This window comes from Rothia koreensis (assembly GCF_052232265.1).
In the GTDB taxonomy this organism is placed as follows: Bacteria; Actinomycetota; Actinomycetes; order Actinomycetales; family Micrococcaceae; genus Rothia; species Rothia koreensis.
The window spans coordinates 2,601,555-2,620,222 of sequence record NZ_CP197643.1 but is presented as its reverse complement, the minus strand read 5'-3'; the positions used below and the strand labels follow the sequence as shown (position 1 = coordinate 2,620,222).

General features: G+C 64.8%; 13 protein-coding genes and 1 tRNA gene. 12 read left to right on the top strand and 2 right to left on the bottom strand.

Annotation, left to right across the window (positions count from 1 at the left end; genetic code table 11):
* Positions 1 to 147 precede the first annotated feature (147 nt).
* Entirely contained in the window at positions 148 to 1,815 is a 1,668-nt protein-coding gene (locus ACTSLZ_RS11660) for a dolichyl-phosphate-mannose--protein mannosyltransferase (protein WP_443095119.1), read from the bottom strand.
* Between the two features lie 94 nt (positions 1,816 to 1,909).
* On the opposite strand from ACTSLZ_RS11660, the gene rsmI reads away from it, so the two are divergent.
* The 8 genes from rsmI (at position 1,910) to ACTSLZ_RS11620 (ending at position 11,444) form a co-directional block, all read left to right on the top strand.
* Positions 1,910 to 2,803, top strand: a complete 894-nt coding sequence (gene rsmI, locus ACTSLZ_RS11655) for a 16S rRNA (cytidine(1402)-2'-O)-methyltransferase (protein WP_129315075.1) — start codon at positions 1,910 to 1,912, stop codon at positions 2,801 to 2,803.
* 43 nt (positions 2,804 to 2,846) lie between these two features.
* Complete coding sequence (locus ACTSLZ_RS11650; protein WP_443095118.1) at positions 2,847 to 3,917, top strand: TatD family hydrolase; 1,071 nt, start codon at positions 2,847 to 2,849, stop codon at positions 3,915 to 3,917.
* Positions 3,918 to 3,979: 62 nt separating this feature from the next.
* Positions 3,980 to 4,846 carry a 16S rRNA (adenine(1518)-N(6)/adenine(1519)-N(6))-dimethyltransferase RsmA gene (gene rsmA / locus ACTSLZ_RS11645; protein ID WP_443095117.1) on the top strand — a complete coding sequence of 289 codons (867 nt, stop codon included), beginning with the start codon at positions 3,980 to 3,982 and terminating at the stop codon, positions 4,844 to 4,846.
* Between the two features lie 141 nt (positions 4,847 to 4,987).
* Positions 4,988 to 5,995: an ABC transporter substrate-binding protein gene (locus ACTSLZ_RS11640; protein WP_443095116.1), complete on the top strand. Its 1,008-nt coding sequence runs from the start codon at positions 4,988 to 4,990 to the stop codon at positions 5,993 to 5,995.
* Between the two features lie 78 nt (positions 5,996 to 6,073).
* Positions 6,074 to 7,765 (top strand): ABC transporter permease, encoded by a 1,692-nt coding sequence (locus ACTSLZ_RS11635; protein ID WP_443095115.1) that lies wholly within the window; start codon positions 6,074 to 6,076, stop codon positions 7,763 to 7,765.
* A 2-nt stretch (positions 7,766 to 7,767) separates the two neighbouring features.
* Positions 7,768 to 8,886 carry an ABC transporter ATP-binding protein gene (locus ACTSLZ_RS11630; protein ID WP_443095114.1) on the top strand — a complete coding sequence of 373 codons (1,119 nt, stop codon included), beginning with the start codon at positions 7,768 to 7,770 and terminating at the stop codon, positions 8,884 to 8,886.
* A 15-nt stretch (positions 8,887 to 8,901) separates the two neighbouring features.
* The gene (locus tag ACTSLZ_RS11625) at positions 8,902 to 10,743 is read left to right on the top strand and encodes a glycerophosphodiester phosphodiesterase family protein (protein ID WP_443095113.1); all 1,842 of its coding nucleotides are present in this window, start codon (positions 8,902 to 8,904) and stop codon (positions 10,741 to 10,743) included.
* Positions 10,740 to 11,444 carry a DUF1868 domain-containing protein gene (locus tag ACTSLZ_RS11620; RefSeq protein WP_443095112.1) on the top strand — a complete coding sequence of 235 codons (705 nt, stop codon included), beginning with the start codon at positions 10,740 to 10,742 and terminating at the stop codon, positions 11,442 to 11,444. Before ACTSLZ_RS11625 ends, ACTSLZ_RS11620 begins: the two co-directional genes overlap by 4 nt.
* Positions 11,445 to 11,543: 99 nt before the next feature.
* Here the strand turns inward: ACTSLZ_RS11620 and ACTSLZ_RS11615 are convergent, their stop codons facing one another.
* On the bottom strand, positions 11,544 to 13,361 hold the full coding sequence (locus tag ACTSLZ_RS11615; RefSeq protein ID WP_443095111.1) for an ABC-F family ATP-binding cassette domain-containing protein: 1,818 nt from the start codon (positions 13,359 to 13,361) through the stop codon (positions 11,544 to 11,546).
* 97 nt (positions 13,362 to 13,458) lie between these two features.
* Here ACTSLZ_RS11615 and ACTSLZ_RS11610 point away from each other — a divergent pair.
* The 4 genes from ACTSLZ_RS11610 to ACTSLZ_RS11595 all read left to right on the top strand — a co-directional run bounded on the left by ACTSLZ_RS11610 (position 13,459) and on the right by ACTSLZ_RS11595 (position 18,420).
* Positions 13,459 to 13,529 (top strand) — tRNA-Gln (locus tag ACTSLZ_RS11610).
* Between the two features lie 51 nt (positions 13,530 to 13,580).
* Positions 13,581 to 15,056, top strand: a complete 1,476-nt coding sequence (gene glmU / locus ACTSLZ_RS11605) for a bifunctional UDP-N-acetylglucosamine diphosphorylase/glucosamine-1-phosphate N-acetyltransferase GlmU (RefSeq protein ID WP_397555900.1) — start codon at positions 13,581 to 13,583, stop codon at positions 15,054 to 15,056.
* 3 nt (positions 15,057 to 15,059) lie between these two features.
* Positions 15,060 to 16,043 (top strand): ribose-phosphate diphosphokinase, encoded by a 984-nt coding sequence (locus ACTSLZ_RS11600; protein ID WP_129315084.1) that lies wholly within the window; start codon positions 15,060 to 15,062, stop codon positions 16,041 to 16,043.
* Positions 16,044 to 16,176: 133 nt separating this feature from the next.
* Positions 16,177 to 18,420 (top strand): glycosyltransferase family 4 protein, encoded by a 2,244-nt coding sequence (locus ACTSLZ_RS11595; protein WP_443095110.1) that lies wholly within the window; start codon positions 16,177 to 16,179, stop codon positions 18,418 to 18,420.
* Positions 18,421 to 18,668: the final 248 nt, after the last annotated feature.

The window sequence follows — 18,668 nt, the reverse complement described above, 5'->3', positions numbered from 1 at the left end:
CGGTCGCCCCTGGGCTCGAGGTGGCACCCACGTGCAGGTTTCGGGCCGAGGTGGCAATTACGTGCGGTTTTGGCGCCCAAAACTGCACGTGGGTGCCACCTCGCGGGATGAATCGCACACGATTGCCACCTCGACGCGCGACGCTCGCTAGATCCAGGCGTCGAACCACATGCGCCACCGCCAGTGCTCGTACGGAACCATCTGCCCGCTCCAGATGGGCCAGAAGAAGTTCGTGATGAGCAGCGCGGCGATGAGGAAGGTTCCGACCACCGCCAGCCCGAGGCGTCGTCGTCGCACCGAGTCCCCGGGCCTGCCGAGGCCGAGACCCAGGACGGCCGTCAGTCCCAGAATCAGCCAGGGCAGGAAAGACAAGGCGTAGAAGTAGAACGTCGTGCGATCCGGATACGCGAACCACGGGAGATATCCGACGGCAAAGACCATGAAGATCGCACCCATGCGCCAGTCCTTCTTGATGATCCACCAGATCAGGACGAAGAGCATGGAGGCGGCGGCCGCCCACCAGATCAGGGGGTTGCCCACGTTCAGAATGGCCTCCGAGCAGCGCGAGGCAGCACAGCCGGCTTGGCCCGAATCGTAGGACTCGTAGTAGTAGGACGTCGGGCGCCCGAGGATGAGCCACTGCCACGCCGGGGACATGTACGTGTGCGGCGAATCCAGGTGCGTGTGGAAGCTGTAGGCCTGCCCGTGGTACTCCCACAGGCTGCGCAATGCGGGAGGCAGCCAGGTCACGCCCTCGCCCGGGTGCTCTTCGGCCCAGTGCCGGTCGTAGGCGTCGTCGGAGACGAACCAGCCCGTCCAGGTGATCAGGTACGTGATGAGTCCGATGCCCAGGACCGACAGGGCGGCGGGCCAGGAATCCTTGAGCAACGCGCCTGTGAACCATCCGCGTATCCCGACGACGCGTCGCGCGGAAATATCCCACAGGACCGTCAGGATGCCGAACACGGCCACGAAGAACAGGGCATTCCACTTCACCCCCACGGCGGCGCCGCAGGCGACTCCGGCGGCGATGCGCCACCACCTGATCCCCAGCCAGGGGCCGTAGGCCAGGAACCGTGAGGAAGGTGCACCGGAGGGTCCGTCGCCTCCGGCACGACTGACCGCGCGCGCGAGCTTGCGCCGGGTCGAGATGCGGTCGGCCACCAACAACGCGAAGGCCAGGACCAGCCAGAACATCAGGAAGATATCCAACAGCGCCAGACGCGATTGGACGATGTGCAGCCCGTCGATGGCCATCAGGAATCCGGCGATGCTCGACAGGGTGATCGACCGGAACATCATCCAAGCGACCCACATGAGCAGGCCAATGGAAAGCGTTCCGAAGAGCGCTGCGGCGAACCTCCACCCAAAGGGGTTGTCGTCGCCGAAGAGCAGCATTCCGAGGGCGAGCATCCACTTCCCCAGGGGAGGATGCACCGCATATTCGGCCATCGCCGAGGGCTGGACGGGGTCGCCCGAAAGGAACGAGGCATTCGCATCCCGGGGCCATTGGCGCTCGTGGCCGAAATGCAGCAACGAGTAGCCGTCCTTGGCGTAATAGGTCTCGTCGAAGGCCATGGCATTCGGGTGCGCAAGACCCACGATCCGCAGAAGAGCGGCCAGGATCAGGACGACGGCGGGCGCAACCCACCAGTACCGAGGCAGATGGACCGGGGCCACCCGGAGCCGGTCGAGAAGTGCATCAAGGCGGAACGCACCGCGTGGGAACACCGGGTCGCGGTCGACGTGGCGGTGCGCGGAAGCGGTGGATCCGGGGTCCGTGGTCCCTGAGTCGGTGTTTCTCACCCGACCCATGGTACGGGAGCGACCCCGGGAAAGGGGGAGTCCACGATGATGCTTCGCGGGTTCCGGCACCTCGCCGCGGCCGCGTATTGGCTAGTCTGGACGGGTGAACACGAAACCGGAAGTCTCCGAACCGTCCCCGAGCACGTCCGATGCGGGGATCCTCGTTCTGGCCGCCACGCCCATCGGCAATCTCAAGGACGCCAGCGAGCGACTCAAGGAGTACCTGACCAGTGCCGATGTCATCGCCGTGGAGGACACGCGCAAACTCCGCAAGCTCACGAGCGGGCTGGGAGTGAGCGTCCACGGCCGGATCGTCACCAACCACGACCACAATGAGCAGCGTCGTGCCGAGGAACTCGTCGAGGCCGTCCGGTCGGGGCAGACGGTTCTTCTCATGTCGGATGCAGGGATGCCCACGGTCTCCGACCCGGGATTTCGGGTGGTGGAAAGAGCCGTCGAGGAAGGCCTGACGGTCTCCTGTGCCCCTGGGCCTTCGGCGGTCCTCTCCGCGCTCGCGGTCTCGGGTCTGCCGTCGGACCGTTTTGCGTTCGAAGGTTTCGTTCCCCGCAAAGCATCCGAGCGCCGGGCTCGTTTGGCCGAACTGATTGACGAACGCCGAACCATGGTCTTCTACGAGGCTCCGCATCGGCTCGCCCCGATGCTGGGCGCACTGGTCGAGAGCTTCGGGGACGAGCGACGCGGCGTCGTCGCCCGCGAACTGACCAAACTGCATGAGGAGGTCATCCGCGGAACGCTGGGCGAACTGTTCATGTGGGCCGACCACCACCAGGTCAGGGGCGAGATCGCTGTGGTCGTCGAGGGTGCCCCGGAGCCCGAGGCCCAGAGCGCCGATTCGCTGACCGGCGAGGCCGAACAGCTCGTGGCCGACGGCGTGCGTCTCAAAGAGGCCGTGAACCGGATCGCAGCCACCCACCAGGTCAGCAAGCGAGAACTCTACGAGGCCGTGCTCGCGCGCCGCGCCGAGGACGACGCCTGAAGCCCACCGTCACCCCCCCCGATCACCAGGAGCAACACCACCCATGTGTACGCATGCCAACCCCACGTGGCACGACCTCGCGCCCGACGCGCAGGAGCTGATCAGGTCCCTCTGGCCCGAGCCGAGCGCACGTCCTGAATTCGTTCCGGGGGAGACCCCACCGGCCTACGAGGCCGAGCGGTACACGGGCATCGCCGACGAGGCGTCCGGGGAGGGTACGCGACGTCGGAGCGCCTCAGGAGACGACGGTCGCTCGCGGAACCTGATTTTCCCCCCGGCCCCGGAGCCCCTGCCGTCCCCGGTCGTGGACGACCACACCCATATGGACCTGCTCGACGGCGAGGTCGAGATCTCCGCGCAGGACGCCCTGGACACCGGGGCGGCCGCGGGGATCGGTGCCATCGTGCAGGTCGGTTGCGACCTGAAGTCCTCGGCCTACGCAGTCACTGCCGCCGAAACCGACCCCCGCGTACTCGCCGCAGTCGCGATCCACCCGAACGAGGCTCCCGGGGTTGCGGCCGAGGGCGGGCTCGGTGATGCCCTGGACATGCTGGAGGACATGGCAGGATCCGCCAGAGTCCGCGCGATCGGCGAATCCGGGTTGGATTATTTCCGTACCGACGAGGACGGACGCGACGCCCAGCGGGAGAGCTTCCGCCTCCACATCCGGCTCGCCAAAAAGCTGGGGCTGGCCCTTCAGATCCACGACCGGGACGCGCACGACGACGTCGTCGCAATCCTTCGGGAGGAAGGAGCCCCGGACCGGACTGTTTTCCATTGCTATTCCGGAGGTCCGGACCTCGCGGAGATCTGCAACCGCAACGGGTGGTACATGTCCTTCTCCGGGACCGTGACGTTCAAGAACTCGCACGGGATCCAGGAATCGTTGGAGATGGCCCGGCCCGAACTCATTCTGGCCGAGACGGATGCTCCCTTCCTGACCCCGCACCCGTACAGGGGCCGCCCGAATGCCTCCTACATGACCAATTACACGGTGAGGTACATGGCCGAGCGTCGGGGAGACGATTTGGCCGGCCTGTGCGACCGCATTCGCGAGAATTCCCTGGACGTCTACGGCTCCTGGGGCATACCCGGCTTTGACCGGCGCCACTGAGCTCCCGATGGGGTAGCCCGGGAACCGATGACCCGTGACGCGGCACCTGTAGAATCCTTCGGGTGAACGAAACAGCTCTCCTGGGTGCCGCCGAGATTCGCGACCTCGCGGACCGGGCCGGTATCCGACCGACCAAGACTCTCGGCCAGAACTTCGTGATCGACCCGAACACGATCCGAAGGATCATCGCGACCGCCGAGATCGGTCCGGGGGAGACCGTGCTCGAAGTCGGCCCCGGGCTCGGCTCGCTCACTCTGGGGATCCTCGACGTCGCCGAACGCGTGGTCGCCGTCGAAATCGATCCGCCGTTGGCCGCGCAGTTGCCGGACACGGTCGCCCGCTACCGCCCAGAGAGCGCGAATCGGCTCGACGTCGTCCTCGCCGACGCGCTGAAGGTCCGAGAGCTGCCCGTGGCCCCGGACGCCGTCGTGGCGAATCTTCCGTACAACGTTGCCGTGCCGGTGCTGTTGAACCTGCTCGATCGTTTTCCCTCGATACGCCACGGGCTCGTGATGGTCCAGGACGAAGTCGCAGACCGGCTCGCCGCCCAACCGGGGTCCAAGGTCTACGGGGTTCCGTCGGTCAAGGCCGCGTGGTACGCCGACGTGCGAAAAGCGGGAATCATCGGGACGAACGTCTTCTGGCCCGCCCCCAAGATCCGTTCCGGCCTCGTCTCGTTCGCCCGCCGTGCGGAACCCCTGGCCGACGTCGACCGGACCACCCTCTTCGCCGCGATCGATGCCGCCTTCGCCCAGCGCCGCAAGACACTTCGGGCCGCGCTCGCCGGCTGGGCCGGATCCTCGGAGCGTTCGGGCGAGATTCTGGAGGCTGCCGGCATCGACCCCGGGCTGCGAGGGGAGAAGCTGGGCATTGAGGAATTCATCCGGATCGCCCAGGCCGCGGACATCCACCCCGACGCAACGAAATAATCCGTCAAAAAGACGACCCCTGGGGTCGAAGTGTGCCTTTTCTCACGCGATTTTGTACAGTCCACTTGGCTTTATTGATCGACAGTGTTTGGGGGCATTGTGAAGAAAACGGCATTTGTGCTAGTGGCGGCGGTAACGTCCTTGGTTCTCAGCTCGTGCGGGGCGCCCGAGGGGCAGAGCAACGGCGGGTCGGCCGGTGGTAGCGGCGAACTGAAGATCGCCTGCTCGCAGCAGGAAGCCTTCTGCCAGAAGATGACGGAGGCGTTCACCAAGGAAACAGGGATCAAGGCGAACCACGTCCGGTTGGGGGCCGGTGAGGTTCTTGCTCGCTTGAAGACCAACAAGGGCGAGTTCGACGTGTGGTCCGGCGGTCAGGCGGAGAACCATCTGATCGCACAGCGTGAAGGCAATGTAGAACCGTACGTCTCTGATGCCGCGTCGAAGCTGCCTGCTGAGTTCAACAGCGGGGACGGTGCGTGGTCCGGGTTCTACACCGACTCCATCGGGTTCTGCTCGAGCGAGAAGGAGCTGGATCGAATCGGGGCCGCGGCTCCGACATCGTGGGATGACCTGTTGGACCCGAAATTCCAGGGCAAGATCTCGATGCCTCACCCGGCGACAGCAGGGGTGGGATACATGGTCCTCTACACGGTTCTTCAGAAGTTCGACGGCGACCAGGGCAAGACCATCGATTTCATGAAGAAGCTGAACAACAACATCGTTCAGTATTCCAAGTCGGCGGCGACCAGCACCCAGATGGTCGGTCGCGGGGAGGCCGCGGTCGGTATCGCTCTGGACTCCGACTGTGCCCAGGCCAAGCACGAGGGCTTCTCCGATCTGAAGAACACCTACCCCTCGGAGGGTACTGGCTACGAGGTTGGCGCCGTGTCCCTGCTCAAGGGGGCCAAGAACGTCGATCAGGCCAAGAAGTACTTCGATTGGATCCTCTCTCAGCAGACTCAGGACCAATTCGGTGACGTTCCTTCGTTCGCGGCGCCGACCCATCCGGACGCGAAGCTCGGCGAGGATGTCCCGGATCAGAAGTCCGTCAACAAGGTGACCTGGGACGTCTCTCAGGCCGCGGACAAGCGCCAGGAGCTGAACTCGCTCTTCGAATCCGAGGTCAAGAGCTCGGGCGAGGCGAAGTAGGGGGCCGATCACCCATCTGATGTGTCGGCTCGCCCTCGTTACCACCGAAGGGTGGGCCGACACCGATCGGTAGAAACAATGAAAAATTTCATCACCAGAAGCAGCTGGCACGTTTGGGCGCTGACGGCCGCCGTCGTGCTGGCGCTGTATTTCATCGTCTTGTTCCCCACGCTCCGGTTGCTGGGTCAGGCCTTCAGCTCGCGCGGGTTGGAAGGGTTCACGACGTCGCTCCAAGGCGGACAAGGCGACCAGAACGTTCTGCTGAACACCGTCATCTTGGGCGTGCTGGTTGGTCTCCTCGGAATGATCGGGGGATTCGTGCTGGCGATGGCGCGCACCCGATTGAATTTCCGCGGCAAGCGGCTCTTCCACTGGATCGCAATGCTTCCGCTGATCTCGCCGCCCTTCGCCATCGCCACGGCCACGGTGACTCTCTTCGGCAAACGCGGAATCATTACCGACAAGCTGCTCGGCCTGGAAGTCGATGTCTATGGCTTGCCGGGGTTGGTCATCGTGTTGGCACTGAGCTTCACGCCGGTCTCGTACATGAATTTCTGCGGCATGATCCGCAATTTGGATCCGACGCTGGAAGAGGCCGCTCAATCATTGGGTGCCAGCCATATCAGGACGTTGACCAAAGTTATCCTTCCGATGCTCCTGCCGGGCTTCGCCACGGCCTTTCTGTTGCTTTTCGTGGAAGCCGCGGCGGACCTTGCCAACCCCTTGGCCCTGGGCGGGGATTTCCACGTTCTGGCCAGCGAAATCTACTTTGCGGTGGCCGGCAACGGGGACGTGGCATATGCGGCTGGGGTGGCGCTGGCACTGCTGATTCCTTCGGTTTCGGTGTTCTTCATCCAGCGTTACTGGGTCGGCAAGAAGTCCGTGGTCTCCGTGTCCGGAAAACCGGCAGGAGAACCCAGGCCTCTGAGCTCCCCGTGGATCAAAGCTCCGATCGCTGTCCTGGCCGGGGCCTGGATGACCCTGATCGTCCTGATGTACGTGACGATCGCCGTCGGCGGCTTTGCCTCCATCCTGGGTGTGGACAACACGCTCAGCCTGGAACACTACCGGTTCATTTTCCGGTTGGGGTCGGATGCGATCACCACGACGGTGAGCATGACCCTGGTTGCTGCTCCCATCGCGGTCATCATTGGTTCTCTGACCGCGTGGCTCGTGGTGCGTCGGCTCAAGAAGAGCGCGGGAATCCTCGACCTGATCGGTGTTCTCGGGTTGGCCGTGCCGGGCACGATCCTGGGTCTGGGGTACGCGATCGCGTACTCCTCGCCAACATGGCTGTTCGGCCATCAGCTGCTGCCCGCGATTGCCGCCGGCGGCTCGGTCCTGGGTGGGGCCGTGGGCATCATCATGGTCTACGTCGCCCGTGGCGTGCCGGCCAGCCAGCAGTCGTCGATCGCTGCTCTGCGACAAGTCAGCGTCAGCCTAGAAGAGGCGGCGGCGAGCCTGGGAGCGGGTCCGATGGCCGTGCTGAGGAAGGTCACGGCGCCGCTGATCGCTCAGTCGATGCTCACCGGCTTCACCTACACCGTGACGCGTTCCATGACCGTGATCACCGCGATCATCTTCATCGTGACGCCCGAGACCAAGGTCATGGCCGGCCAGATCCTCGACGAGGTCGACGCCGGCCGATTCGGAAACGCTTTCGCATACTGCACCGTTCTTATCGGCCTCGTACTGGCCATTCTGATCGCGACGGAGCTGCTCAACCGTTTGGTCAGCCGCCGATCGCACACCTCGAAGGAAACTGTCTGACCATGACTATCGACCTGCATGCGGAACCGTCGTCGGTCCGCTTCACGAACATCACCAAACGCTACAAAACCGGACGTGGGTCCGTCACTGCCGTGGAGGGGTTCAACCTCTCGATCGAACCCGGAGAGCTCGTGAGCTTCCTCGGCCCCTCAGGATGCGGCAAGACAACGACACTGCGGATGGTCGCCGGCTTCGAGGAGATCACCGACGGCGAGCTGACCATCGCGGGCCGGCGCGTGAATGATATCGAGCCCCACCGGCGCCCGATCTCCATGGTTTTCCAGTCATACGCCCTGTTTCCGCACCTGAACGTTCGGGAGAACGTGGCCTTCGGCCTCAAGTTGCGGCATGAATCGAAGGACAAGATCCAGGAACTCGTCGATTCCGCGATGGAATCGATGAATATCAGCCAGTACGCGAAGCGGGCCCCGCACGAACTGTCGGGCGGCCAACAGCAGCGGGTGGCCCTGGCACGCGCGATAGTCACCGAGCCCCGAGTGCTCCTCTTCGACGAACCGCTCTCCAATTTGGACGCCAAGCTACGGGTGCGGATGAGGACGGAGATCCGCCGCATTCAGTCCGAATTGGGCATCACCTCGATCTTCGTGACTCACGATCAAGAGGAAGCGATGAGTATCTCCGACCGCATCGTCGTGATGCGAGACGGCCGGATCGAACAGGTCGGCAACCCTCAGGAGATCTATCAGGAGCCGGCCAACGCATTCGTCGCGGATTTCATCGGTTCCTCGAACCTTCTCGAGGTGGACGCTTCCGCCGTGGAGCCCGGCGCAGGAGACAACGAGGTGCTCGTGCCGGTCCTGGGCACCAGGATGCCGATTCGAACCACGGGCAGGCCTTGGGACCCGTCCCACTCGTGGAAGGTCCTCATCCGACCGGAGTCGGTGCGAGTCCGGCACGAGGATGAAGAATCCGCCGGTGCCCACGACGTCGAGGCCCGCGTTCGCGGATACCAATATTTCGGTGACCACGTCCGCGTCGAGTGCGAGGTCGACGGTCTGGTCCTGGAATCCCGCATGTACGGCCACGGCCATCATTTCGACGCGGGGGACGCATGCCGGGTATCCATCGTGGCCGAGGATTCCCGCCTGATCAGGGACTGACGGAAGGCAGGATCGTTGAGTACCCGGATTGCAAGAAGCGGACGCGAAGGAATGAAGCTGAGGCGGCGAAACAAGGCCTCAGGCGCTGCCCTCCTGGTGGCGCTCGCGATGGTTCTCTCTCTGATCAGCGTCAACCCTGCACGCGCAGGGGAGCCGGATGTGGCCCCGTGCCCGGGATACCGGGAGATGTATCACCAGTTCGTCGACGGTCTGGTCGGGAACCGTCTCGGTTTTGCCGTACAGCACCGAGGAGCCTTCTCCACCGACGTTCCGGGCAACAGCCTGGGAGCCTTTCGGCGCTCCTTCGCTCTGTGCCAACCGGCTATCGAAACGGACGTGCGGACCACGAGGGACGGCCAGCTGGTCCTCTTCCACGATACGAATACCGGTTTGGCCCTCGAGCAGGGGTTCGACCCGGATACTGGGCAAGGACCGAATCCGGCCCTGTCCAGCGTGGACTACGCTGACCTGGTCACGAAGAAGCTGCTGACCAAGGACCGGCGTCCCACGGAATTCGAAGTTCCGACCCTGACTCAGCTGTTGTCGACCGCAGACGTGACTCAGGCCGCCACGATGATGCATCTGGATGTCAAGGAACCTGACCAGGCCATCAGGATCGCCCGGGTGATCGACGATTACGAAACGTCCCACCCTGACTCCCACATGACGCAGCGGGTCGCGCTCAAGATACCGATCAATGAGTTTCCGCGGCCATCGGACTGGAAATCGTCACTGGACCGGGCCGGGGTCAAACGGACCATCATGGTGATCCCCATGATGAATCCCAGCACGGCCGCGAGCCTCGACACATCGGGGCACGCAGGACTGTCGATTGAGTCCCTGACCGCGTGGGCCGCGGCGCCGGCCGCTGAAGCTCCCACCGTGGAAGTGCTGGTGAAGGATTCTTCTGATGTGCATGAGAAGCACCAGGAAAGCAGTCCGTTCGGCACATACGAGGCTCCGCACAGTCGAGATCCGGACAATGCCGAGAACGGGACGATGGCCGCAATGGCATTCATCGTCTCCTCGTACGGAAAGCCGTTGGGAAATTTCGTGCCGATACCGGACCGAATGTTGTGGGAGAACAAGACGTATTCGGGATACACGGTGCCGAATGTCGGAGGCGACCGCCGACCGTTCAACGTCACTGACGCGTTCTACAACGCTGACGGCCGGTGCTGCTACAACCTCGCCGACAAGCTCTCGCCCTCTCCGTACGGACAGGAAAAGTCCGACCTCCGTGAGAACATCGCGTGGCAGAGTGCGATGGGGGTCAGGATATTTACGGTCGACGACTCGGACTCGGTCCATACATATCTTTCCGATCAGGGGGTGCTGGACAAGAAATCGGTCACGAATCCGCAGCGACAGATCGAGGCCAGCAGATCGTGGTTGTACTGGCAGCTGCTCGGGATGCCCATTCCGAACGAACAGATGGTCTCTCTCAAAGCATGGCGCGGAGGCTCGTCAGCAATCTGGCAGGGCCAGGTATGCATCTTCAATTGGCGAGACCATCCGGCCTGGGCTACTTCGTGTCTCTACAACAAACAGTCCGGGTACTCCTGGGAGATGGAGATCTCCGTGGTGGACGACCACTACATGAGAATCAAGAATCAGCTGGACCAGCAATGCCTGATGTCCAAACCCGATGACCTGAGCTACGTGTATTGGACGGACGATTGCAACAGCCCACGGTCCAGATGGACGCGCCTGCCCGGAGACCAGTACATGGATGCGGACGGCCACTTCCTCACCTTCAGTTGGCAGGATCGGTATTCGTGGGGAGTCCCGTGGGCCTATCTCTGGCTGACCGACAAACAGGACAATCCGTGGAGTCACTGGAGCTTCGACGTATGAAACCACTCGATCGTCCCCTGGGCCCAGGACCGTGGGTCTCTGACGACGCCAAGCAGAAATGGAAGACACCCACAGAACCGCGGCGGTTCAGGGGATGGACGATCGTCTGTCACGTGCCTCAGGACTCCCCGCTGCTCTCCCACGTCGACGACGTCATGGACTGTCTTCACCATGACGCCGTGCCGGGAACGTGGTCCTACCAGCCGGCGAACAGCCTTCACATGACGATCTTTCCGGGTCTCGCGGAACGAGACCTGCAAAACCCCGAGACGCTGCCGAAGTGGCTCACCGCCGCGGACGACATCCTCGCGATCAACCGTGAATGCCTGCGCCGGATCGAGGCGGCGTCGCCCCCGCCCGTGGGCCCTCTGTCCGTGCGGAGTGAGGGGGTCGGGTCGAGCAAGGGAGAAGTGCGGGTCGAACTGTCACTGCCCGAGGAGGACCAGAGAAAGCGGGTGGTCGCTTTCCGGGACGCCGTCCGGACCGCGCTGGATTGGGCCCCCGAAGGACACGAGGACTATCGATTCCACCTCACCTTCGCGTATCGGCTCAAGCAACCGGATCCGCCGAGCGGTGACAGCCTCGACGTGCACTCCGAGGTCGAGAAGTACGTTCCCCAGGGCACGCTCTTCGACCTCGAGGCTCCTGCCTTCTGCGTGATCGACTCGATGGTCTCTTTCCCGCCCATCCTGCGTTTCTGAGGCTCGCCGTTTCGGCGCCGCATGCGGGCGGCGGAACCTCGATGTCGCGGGAATCGGCCGACGACCTCACATCGGCCCGAGGGTTTGCAGACGTCCTGATCAGCCGACGACGTCGGACAGCTCGAGCCAGCGCATCTCCAGTTCGTCGATCTCGTCCTGGATCTCCTGGGCGCGCCGTCCGAAGTCGGCGAGTCCCTCGTAATCCGACTGGTCGTGGGCGGCCATCTGTTCGTGGAGGTCCTTCTTCGACTCGCTGAGGCGGGTCAGCTTCCGGTCGATGGCCTTCATTTCCTTCTGGGCATCGCGGATCTCGGCACCGGAACGGGTGGGCGCGGGCGCAGAGGAGGAAGACGAAGAGGAAGAGGGAGCAGGTGCGGGCTTCCCACGGTCCCTGGACTCGGCCTGCTCCTGTTCCCGCAGGTACTGGTCGATACCGCCCGGCATGTGTCGGAAGGAACCGTCCATGACCGCGAACTGCTGATCGGTCACGCGCTCCATGAGGTAGCGGTCGTGCGAGACGACCAGGAGCGTTCCCGGCCAGGTGTCCAGGAGATCCTCCATCGCGGCGAGCATGTCGGTGTCCAAGTCATTGGACGGCTCGTCCAGGATCAGCACGTTCGGCTCGTCGAGCAGGATCAGCAGGAGCTGCAGCCGGCGCTTCTGGCCGCCGGACAGATCGCGTACGGGCGTCGAGAGCTGGGCATTCGTGAAACCCAGCCGCTCGAGCAACTGCCCGGGGGTCATTTCCTTGCCATCCGCGACGTAACTCGTGCGCTTGCGGCCGATCACGTCCGAGACCCTGTCGTTCTGGATATCCTTCAGCTCGTCCAGCTGCTGGGTCAGGGTGGCGACCCGGACGGTCTTCCCATGCTTCACGCGACCCGATGAGGGGGCGACGTCGCCCGTCACGAGCCCCAGCAGGGTCGACTTGCCGGCACCGTTGACCCCGAGGATCCCGGTCCGCTCGCCCGGGGCGATGAGCCACGTGACATGGTCCAGCACGGGCTTCTCCCCACCCGAGGGGAGGGGGTAGGAGACCGAGACGTCCTCGATGTCCACCACGTCCTTGCCCAGGCGCGACACGGCCATCTGGGAGAGCTTCACGGTGTCGCGGACCGGCGGGACGTCGTTGATGAGCTCGTTCGCCGCCTCGATGCGGAACTTGGGCTTGGAGGTGCGGGCCGGTGCGCCGCGGCGGAGCCAGGCGAGCTCCTTGCGCATCAGGTTCTGCCTCTTGGCCTCGGCTGCTGCGGCCTGGCGGTCGCGTTCGACGCGTTGCAGGATGTATGCGGCGTAGCCGCCCTCGAAGGGCTCGACGACGCCGTCATGCACCTCCCAGGTTTCGGTGCAGATCTCATCGAGGAACCACCGATCGTGTGTCACGGTCAGCAGTCCGCCCTGCGACTTCGGCCACCGGTTCTTCAGATGGCCCGCGAGCCACGTGATGGCGCCGACGTCCAAATGGTTCGTGGGCTCGTCCAGCATCAGGACATCCCAGTCGCCCACGAGCAGTTCCGCGAGCGCCACGCGGCGACGTTGTCCGCCGGACAAGGAATTGACGGGCGCATCCCAGTCGAGGTCCTGCACCAGGCCGGAGATGATGTCGCGGATCTTGGCGTCGGAGGCCCACTCGTATTCGGGGGTATCGCCGACGAGGGCGTAACCGACCGAGTGGTCATCGTTGAGAACGTCGGACTGATCCAGGTAGCCGATGCGGACGCCGGACCGCACCGTGACTCGGCCGGAATCCGGCTGAATGCGTTGGGCCAGCAGGGAGAGGAGAGTGGATTTTCCGTCTCCGTTCCTCCCGACGATGCCGATGCGGTCGCCTTCGGACACGCCGACCGTGACTCCCTCGAATACGGTCCGGGTGGGAAATTCGATGTGAAGCGCTTCGCCTCCGAGTAGATGTGCCACGGTGTTAAGCCTACGTGCTCCCTGACTCGCGCGAAGAACTGCGCGCATGCTTTGATACGATAGAAAACCGTTCGAGGGGCCGCGCCCCAGGGAACAATCCGCCTTGGTGTAATGGCAGCACAGCGGCCTTTGGAGCCGTTTGTCTAGGTTCGAATCCTAGAGGCGGAACGAGTTGGCGCATCCGCGCCGGCAGCCTCCACAACAAGGAGTCCACTTCTCTTGACCTCTGGTATTCAGGAAGCGCCCTCAGCGGTCATCGTTCTGGCCGCCGGTGCCGGCACTCGCATGAAGTCCTCGTTGCCCAAGGTGATGCACTCGATCGGCGGCAGGTCCATGGTCGAACACGCGATCGCCACCGCCCGTGAACTCCAGCCGGACCACCTCGCCGTGGTCGTCCGGCACCAACGGGACCGTGTCGTTGACCACGTGACGGGATTCGACGAGAACGTGCTCGTGGTCGACCAGGACGAAATCCCCGGGACGGGCCGGGCGGTCGAGGTCGCCGTCGACGCCCTGGACGGATTGGGCCAGGGCGAGATCGAGGGGACCGTAGTCGTGACCTACGGCGATGTGCCGCTCCTGACCTCGTCGACCATCGGCGATCTGACCACGTACCACCGCGAACAGGGCAACGCAGTGACGGTCCTGACCGCGAACCTGGAGGAACCCGGTGGCTACGGCCGTATCCTGCGCAACGAGGGCGGCGAAGTGACCGCGATCGTCGAGGCGAAGGACGCGACCCCGGAAGAATTGGCCATTACCGAGGTCAACTCGGGGATCTATGCTTTCGACGCCGCCGCTCTCCGTGAGTCTCTCAAGGCGGTCACCACGGAGAACGCCCAGGCCGAGAAGTACCTGACCGATGTCCTCTCCATCGCCCGCGTCAACGGGCGCCGCACCTCCGCCCTGACGGTCGAGGACCGTTGGGAGGTCGAGGGCGCGAACGACCGCGTGCAACTCTCGGAACTGGGGCGCGTGCTCAATCAGCGCATCACCGAGAAGCACATGCGCAACGGCGTCACGATCGTGGACCCCGCGACCACCTGGATCGATACCACGGTGCACATCTCCAATGACGTCACGATCCTCCCCGGGACGCAATTGCACGGGCAGACGGTGATCGAAACCGGTGCCACCGTGGGGCCGGACACCACGCTGACCGACGTCGTGATCGGTGAGGACGCCAGCGTGGTCCGGACGCACGGCTCGGGTGCACGGATCGGTGCACGAGCGACCGTCGGTCCCTTCGCGTACCTGCGTCCGGGGACGGTCCTCGGGGAAGAGGGCAAGATCGGCACGTTCTGCGAGACCAAGAACGCCGACATCGGTGACGGCTCCAAGATTCCTCACCTGACGTACGCCGGCGACGTCGAGATCGGCGAGAACTCGAACATCGGCGCGGCTTCGGTGTTCGTCAATTACGACGGCGTCAACAAGCACCGCAGCGTCATCGGTTCCAACGTCCGCATGGGATCCGACAACATGTACGTGGCCCCTCTCCACGTGGGCGACGGTGCATATTCGGGTGCCGGCACGGTGATCCGCGAGGATGTCCCGCCGGGCGCCCTGGTCATCAACGAAGCTCCCCAGCGCAATGTCGAGGGCTGGGTCGAAAAGAAGCGTGCAGGCACGCCGGCGGCGGAAGCCGCGCGGAAAGCGCGCGACACCGATGCGAACAGCAGCGAGGAAGGCTAGCCCATGACCCAGACCATGACGAATCCAGGGGAAAAGAAGCTCGTCCTGGTGACGGGAAGGGCGCACCCCGATCTCGCGGAGTCCGTCGCCGACGAGCTCGGATGCGACCTTCTTCCCGCGTCGGCCTACGACTTCGCCAACGGCGAGACCTACGTCAGGTTCGAGGATTCCGTGCGCGGCGCGGACTGTTTCGTGATGCAGTCCCACCCGGCACCGATCAACCAGTGGCTCATGGAGCAGATCATCATGATCGATGCTCTCAAGAGGGCTTCGGCCCGCCGGATCACGGTCATCGCCCCGTTCTATCCGTACGCGCGTCAGGACAAGAAGCACAAGGGCCGCGAGCCGATCTCGGCTCGCCTGATCGCCGACCTCTACAAGACCGCCGGCGCGGACCGCATCATGAGCGTGGACCTGCACACGGCCCAGATCCAGGGCTTCTTCGACGGCCCGGTCGATCACCTCATGGCCATCCCGCTGCTCGTCGGTTACGTCAAGACGCGTGTCGACCTCAACAACGTCACCGTGGTTTCCCCGGACACCGGCCGCGTGCGTGTGGCCGAACAGTGGTCGGAGATGCTGGGCGGCGCACCGCTGGCCTTCGTGCACAAGACACGGGACATCTCGGTGCCGAACCAGGCCATGTCCAAGACGGTCGTCGGAGACATCGAGGGCCGCTCGTGCGTGCTGATCGACGACATGATCGACACCGGCGGAACCATCTCGGGCGCCGTGAAGGTCCTGCAGGACGCCGGGGCCAAGGACGTGATCATCGCAGCGACGCACCCGGTCTTTTCCGGCCCCGCCTGCGAACGTCTCGAGAACTCGGGCGCCAACGAAGTCGTGGTGACCAATACGCTCCCCGTGCCGGAGGAGCGCCAGTTCGAGAACCTCACGGTGCTCTCGATCGCGCCGCTGATCGCGCGCGCCATCAAGGAGGTCTTCGAGGACGGCTCGGTCACGAGCCTGTTCGGCGGAGTCGGCTAGGAAGCTCGACCGGCGTCACGGGATATGGGCCCGTTCCGCCGGTACTGATCGTGTCATGGTGGGGGAACATGCACCACAAGTGTGTCTGCGGAGGATCTGGACACCGGAGGGCGGCTCCTGATCGGCCGGAGCCATGGCTGTAGGCGTGCCGCGGGCCCTCTGGATTGTTCCCGTGTCGGAGTACGGGGGAGTGGCCAGGCACGTGCTCGACGTCGCCCGGGCCGGTCTGCCGGGATGGGACGTCACGGTGCTGTGCCCCGAGGGGGAGCTGGCAACCCGCCTGCGCGACCAGGGGTCGCGCGTCATCGCCGGTGCATTCGGTCCGCGAGCGGGCTTCCTCCGTTCGGCGCGAACCCTGCATCGCATCGTCCGTGGGCTCCGGCCTCACGTGGTCCACTCCCACCTCGCCTATGCCGACGTCGTCGCCGCGGCCGTGATCGGCGGGATGAAACTCGCCGCGGTCATGCCCGGGGTCCGTCCGGCGCCGGCACTCGTGTCCACGGAACACGGCATAGCTCCCCGGGACACGGCCTACCAGGCCTCCGTCCGGCGAGCACGCATCATGAACCTGATCCACACGGCCAGACTGCGCGTCACCGATGGGGCGATAGCGGTCTCCGCATCGACTCGTCGCCTCATGGTCGAGACATGGCGTGCGCGTCACGTACGGGTGGTGCGCAACGGCGTCGACGTCCCCGCCGTGCGTGAGGCCGTGGACCGTGAACGTGCTCGGATCCCGCGCGCTCGCGGGCCCCGGTATCTGACGCTGTCCAGGCTCGCACCCGAGAAAAGGATCGACGCCGTGATCCGGGCCTTCGCGGTCGTCGCGGCGCAGGAACCTTCAGCGGTGCTTCGCATCGCGGGAGAAGGACCGGCCGAGGACGACCTGGTGGCCCTGACCCGGGACCTCGGCGTGGAAGAGTCCGTCGACTTCACGGGGTTTCTCGAGCCGGAGGCCGCGCTGGCATGGACGGATGTGCTGGTACAGGTCTCCGAGTGGGAGAACTGCTCCTACACCCTTCTGGACGCGGTGGCGGCCGGGGTGGCCGTCGTCGCGACCGACGTCGGAGGCAACCGCGAGATCCTCGACGACGACGCACTGATACCGCCCGAGATCATCCGTGACACGTCGGCCGATCACGGGTGGCTGCTGCCCGACGCCCTGCCCCGGACCGCGACGCCCCGGATCCCGGCACCCCGGAACGTGACGTCCCAGATCCCGGCGCCCCGCGACGACCGCCTCGCATCGCTCCACGAGATGGTGAGCGGAATCGTTGCCGCCTACCCGGACCCGAGCCGCTCGGAGGCCACGACGAGGAACCGGGCATCCGGTCGGCGTCTCTTCCTCGCGACGAACAACGGCGATATTGCCGGTGGGGAGGTCATGTTGTTCGCCATGGCCCGGACGGCACGCGACCAAGGGCGCGAGGTCGTCGTCGTGGCACCGACCTGTCCGCGCGACGTCGTGGACCGTGCCGAGCGAGAAGGTTTCCCCGTCCACAGGATCACGGCCCGGAATCGCGTGCAGTACATGCTGGGCCTCGCGGCGTTCGGGTTGACGCATCGATCGGACTGGATCTGGTGCAACGGTCTGGTGCCCTCGTTCGCGCTCTCGGGTCGTCCCCGACGGGTCGTGCACCTGCACCAGGTTCCGGTCGGCATCCGTCGGCCGCTGTGCGCGATCGCGAAAATCGGGGCAGGAACGTGTCTCACGCCGTCGCCCTACACCTCGGACCGCGTGCCCGGAAGCCAGATCTTCGACAACTGGGTTCCGGAAGTATCCTGCCGCGAGCGACGCCCTCGTCCGGAAGGGTCGATCCGGGTCGGCCACCTCGGGCGAATCAGCCCGGGCAAGGGAGTGGTGACTTTGGCGGATGCCTGCGTGCGGCTCATCGAGGAAGGGATGGACCTCGAACTGAATGTGGCCGGTGGCCAGCGGTACGTGGGACGGAGCGAGGTGGCCACGGTCGAAAGGGCGCTCGCGCGAGTACCCGGGAACAGGTTGAACCGGACAGGAAACGTCCCGGTCGGGGAGTTTTTCGACCGCGTAGACCTCCTGGTCTGCGGCTCGACGATCCCGGAAGCGTTCGGACTCGTGGCGGCCGAGGCCATGAGCGCGGGTCTGCCCGTGGTCGTCAGCGACGCCGGGAGTCTGCCTGGCGTGGTGGGGGAGGACCACCCGTGGATTTTCGACGCGGGCGACGTCGATTCCCTCGCCGAAACCCTGCGCCGCGCGATTCACGCGCTCACGACCTCCGACGAATCCGTCCAGGCCGTGATCGCGGCTGCCCGTGAACGGTGGCGTCGAAAGTATTCACCGGAGGCCGCCGCCGCGCGGATGCGCCAGGTCCTGGACGAGCTTGATGTGCCCGCCTGAAGCTGCTGGGTCAGGAGACACGATGAACCCCTTGGCCACAGCATGGGTCGTCATCACACGCGGGAGCGGAACGGCTCGCCACGCGCGCCCTGCATCACGTCGCCGGAGGCTACGAGGTGAGGTACAAAAGATACGGCGGGCAGGACATGTGCACGGGATGCCGGTCGACCGGGAAGAGGATCGCTGGTCGCATCGATCCGGAACCGTCCGCGGGCTTCGCCGGAACGCCGCACCCCACAGCACGGGCC

Bases quoted from the DNA above. Each gene is read 5' to 3' on its own strand.
- ACTSLZ_RS11620 (WP_443095112.1), top strand. From the start codon at position 10,740: ATGAAACCACTCGATCGTCCCCTGGGCCCAGGACCGTGGGTCTCTGAC.
- ACTSLZ_RS11650 (WP_443095118.1), top strand. From the start codon at position 2,847: ATGTGTACGCATGCCAACCCCACGTGGCACGACCTCGCGCCCGACGCG.
- ACTSLZ_RS11635 (WP_443095115.1), top strand. From the start codon at position 6,074: ATGAAAAATTTCATCACCAGAAGCAGCTGGCACGTTTGGGCGCTGACG.
- ACTSLZ_RS11630 (WP_443095114.1), top strand. From the start codon at position 7,768: ATGACTATCGACCTGCATGCGGAACCGTCGTCGGTCCGCTTCACGAAC.
- ACTSLZ_RS11600 (WP_129315084.1), top strand. From the start codon at position 15,060: ATGACCCAGACCATGACGAATCCAGGGGAAAAGAAGCTCGTCCTGGTG.
- ACTSLZ_RS11595 (WP_443095110.1), top strand. From the start codon at position 16,177: ATGGCTGTAGGCGTGCCGCGGGCCCTCTGGATTGTTCCCGTGTCGGAG.
- ACTSLZ_RS11660 (WP_443095119.1), bottom strand. From the start codon at position 1,815: ATGGGTCGGGTGAGAAACACCGACTCAGGGACCACGGACCCCGGATCC.